This is a genomic window from Streptomyces sp. WELS2 (assembly GCF_013870595.1).
GTDB lineage: Bacteria > Actinomycetota > Actinomycetes > Streptomycetales > Streptomycetaceae > Streptomyces.
The window spans coordinates 1-3,582 of record NZ_JACBWZ010000655.1 but is presented as its reverse complement, the minus strand read 5'-3'; the positions used below and the strand labels follow the sequence as shown (position 1 = coordinate 3,582).

The following is a 3,582-nucleotide window of genomic DNA, read 5'->3' as shown; positions in this document are numbered from 1 at the left end:
AGGGCGTGGTCGGTGGCCAGCGGTACGACCCCGGCTCGCGTCAGCCGGTCCTGGTCGGCTCCGGTCAGGTGCCCGGTCATGCCGCTCGCCTCGGCCCAGTAGCCCCAGGCCAGCGAGGTCGCCGGCAGTCCGAGGGCGCGCCGGTGCACGGCGAGGGTGTCGAGGAAGGTGTTGGCCGCGGCGTAGTTGGCCTGTCCGGGGCTGCCGAGCGTGCCGGCAGCCGAGGAGAAGAGGACGAACGCCGTCAGGTCGTGTCCCCGGGTGAGTTCGTGCAGGTTCCACGCCGCCCGTGCCTTCGGGTCGGCGACCTGCCGGAGACGTTCGGGGGTCAGGGCGGTGACCACGGCGTCGTCGAGTACGCCGGCCGCGTGCACGACCGCGGTCAGCGGGTGCTCGGCCGGGATCGAGTCCAGTACGGCCGCCAGCGCGTCCCGGTCGGCCGCGTCACAGGCGGCCACGGTCACCTCCGCGCCCAGCCCGGCCAGCTCCTCGCGCAACGCCGCCCCGCCACCACCACGGCTGACCAGCAGCAGATGCCGCACACCCCGCTCGGCCACCAGATGCCGGGCCACAAGGCCCCCCAGCGTCCCCGTACCACCGGTGATCAGCACCGTGCCGGCCGCGTCCAGATCCCCGGGAACCGTCAGGACGATCTTCCCGATGTGAGCGGCCCGGCTCATGAACCGGAACACGTCGACCGCGTCCCTGACCCCGCGTACGTCGATCGGCAGGGGTGTGAACTCGCCGTCGGTGAAGGCCCGTACGACGGCGTCCAGGATCTCGCCGAGCCGTTCCGGTCCCGCGTCGGCGATGTCGAACGCCCGGTAGACGATGCCGGGGTGGTCGGCGGCGTCGCGGATGTCGGTCTTGCCCATCTCCACGAACCGGCCGCCGGGCGCGAGCAGCCGCAGGGAGGCGTCGACGAACTCGCCGGACAGCGAGTCCAGGACCACGTCCATGGGCGGGAACTTCTGCTCGAACTCCAGGGTCCGGGACGAGGCGATGTGGTCCTCGTCCAGTCCCAGAGCGCGCAGGGTGTGCCATTTGGCCGGGCCCGCGGTGGCGAACACCTCCGCCCCGAGCCGCCGGGCCAGTTGGATCGCCGCCATGCCGACGCCGCCCGTGCCCGCGTGGATCAGGACCCGGTCACCGGCCTTCAGCCCGCCCAGGTCGCGCAGGCCGTACCAGGCGGTCAGGAACACCACGGGCACGGACGCGGCCCTGGCGAACGACCAGTCGTCGGGCATCCGGACCAGCAGCCGCTCGTCGGCGACGGTGACCGGGCCGAAGGCGCCGGGGACCAGACCCATGACGCGGTCGCCGGGGCGGAACCGGGTGTCCGGGCCGGTTCCGAGGACGACGCCCGCGCCTTCGCCGCCCATCAGGGCCTCGCCGGGGTAGACACCGAGGGCGATCAGCACGTCCCGGAAGTTGAGTCCGGCCGCCCGCATGGCGACCCGGACCTGCCCGGGACCCAGCGGCTCCATGAGCTCCGGGCGGGGCACCAGCGCCAGGTCGTCGATGCTGCCGGTGCCCGTGTCCTCCAGCCGCCAGGGCCCGTCCGGCGGGGTGAGGCTCGCGCCGACGCGGACCAGACGGGGAGCACGCAGCACCCCTTGGCGTACGGCCAGTTCCGGCTCGTCCGTGCCGGCGATCAGCGCGGGGTCCCAGGACGGGTCGGCGTCGACCAGGACGAACCGGCCGGGGTGCTCGGCCCGCGCGCCGCGGACCAGGCCCCAGACCATCGAGTGGTGGAGGGCGACCACGTCACCGGGCGCGGCGGCGACGGCGTTGCGGGTGACGACCGCCAGCCGCGTCCGCTCCCCCGCCAAGTGGTCCCGGATCACGGCGAGTACGCTCCGCGCGCTCTCGTACGCCGCTTCGACGGTGTCCGCCTCGGGCTCCGGCCCGGGCACCTCGTAGACGACCAGGTCCGCGGGGTCGTCGCCCGCCGACGCCGAGGCGAGGGGGTCTTCGAGGGGGACCCAGTCGAGGGCGTACAGGCTGTCCGGGACGGCGGTGGCGTCCCGGACGGTCAGCGACGTGACGACCGCGACCGGGGTGCCGTCCGGATCGGCCACGGCCACGGTGTACGTGTCCGGCCCGGTGGCGGACAGGCGTACGCGCAGCGTTCGGCCGCGGACCGCGGGCCGTATCGCCACTCCGGTGAACGCGAACGGCAGGCCGGTGCGATCGGTGAGGAACGCCATGGGGTGCAGTGCGGCGTCGAGCAGGGCGGGGTGCAGGAGAAACGATTCCTCGGCGGGAAGCTCCACCTCGGCGTAGACGGTGTCGCCGACCCGCCGGGCCGCCGTGACACCCTGGAACGCCGGTCCGTACTCGTAACCGAGCACGGACAGCGAGTCGTAGAGCCCGTCGACGTCGAGGGGCTCACCGGCCGATGGCCAGTCCCACGCGCTCAGCACCGGCTCCTCGCCCAGGGTCCCGGTGGCGTGCCGCACCCACTCGTCGCCGTCACGCGAGTACACCGTGAGCGGGCGGCGACCGTCGTCCTCGGGGCCCACGACGACCTGGAGGTGCACCGGGGTGTCGTCGAGGACGAGCGGCGTTTCGAGCACCAGCTCCTCGACCGCGTGGCCGAGCCGGCCGGCCGCGTAGGCCGCCATTTCCGCGAACGCCGTGCCGGGCAGGAGGACGGAGCCCCGCACGGCGTGGTCGGCCAGCCACGGGTGGGTGGCGAGCGAGATCCGTCCGCTGAGCACCGCGCCGTCGGGCAGTTCCACGAACGTGCCGAGCAGGGGGTGGTCGCCCGACACCCCCGGGACGGGCCGCAGCCAGTACGGCTCGCGCTGGAAGGCGTACGTCGGCAGGCCGACGGGCTCGGTGCCGTCCGGGAACCGCCAGTCGACCGGGACACCGTGGACGTGCAGGCGGCCGAGCGAGCCGAGGAAGTCGTCCTGGTCGCGCCGGAGCGTGCCGGTGACGAGGAGGTCGGAGCCGTGCCGGTGACCGGTCTCCTCGACGGCGGAGACCAGGACCGGGTGCGGGCTGACCTCTACGAAGACGGTGTGGCCGTGGTCGAGCAGCGCACGGGTGGTCCGGTCGAACAGCACGGGTTCGCGGAGGTTGCGGTACCAGTAGCCGGCGTCGAGAGCGGAAGTGTCGGCCGGTTCCGCGGTGACCGTGGAGTGGAACGGGATCGTCGCCGGACGCGGTGTGATGCCGGCGAGGTCGGTGAGCAGTTGCTCGCGGATCGCCTCGACCTGGGCGGAGTGGGCGGCGTAGTCGACGGGCAGGCGGCGGGCGCGGATGCCGTCGGCCTCACAGGCCGTCAGCAGTTCGTCCAGCGCGTCCAGATCACCCGACACGACGACCGAACCGGGTGCGTTGACCACCGCCACCGTCAGCCGGCCGTCCCACCGGGCCACGAACCCGGCGGCCTGCTCATGCCCGAGGCCTATGGAAACCATGCCGCCCTGGTCGGCCAGCACCGCCAGCGCCCTGCTCCGCAATGCCACCACCCTGGCGGCATCCTCCAGGGACAACGCGCCCGCCACGTACGCCGCCGCGATCTCCCCCTGCGAATGCCCGACCACGGCGTCGGGCTCCACACCATGAGCA

At 73.6% G+C, this 3,582-nt stretch carries 1 protein-coding gene; it reads right to left on the bottom strand.

Going from position 1 to position 3,582, the window contains the following annotated elements; translation table 11 throughout:
• A partial coding sequence (locus tag H5J33_RS27525) for an SDR family NAD(P)-dependent oxidoreductase (protein ID WP_309485502.1) occupies positions 1–3,557 on the bottom strand: 3,557 nt, incomplete at its 3' end.
• Positions 3,558–3,582: the final 25 nt, after the last annotated feature.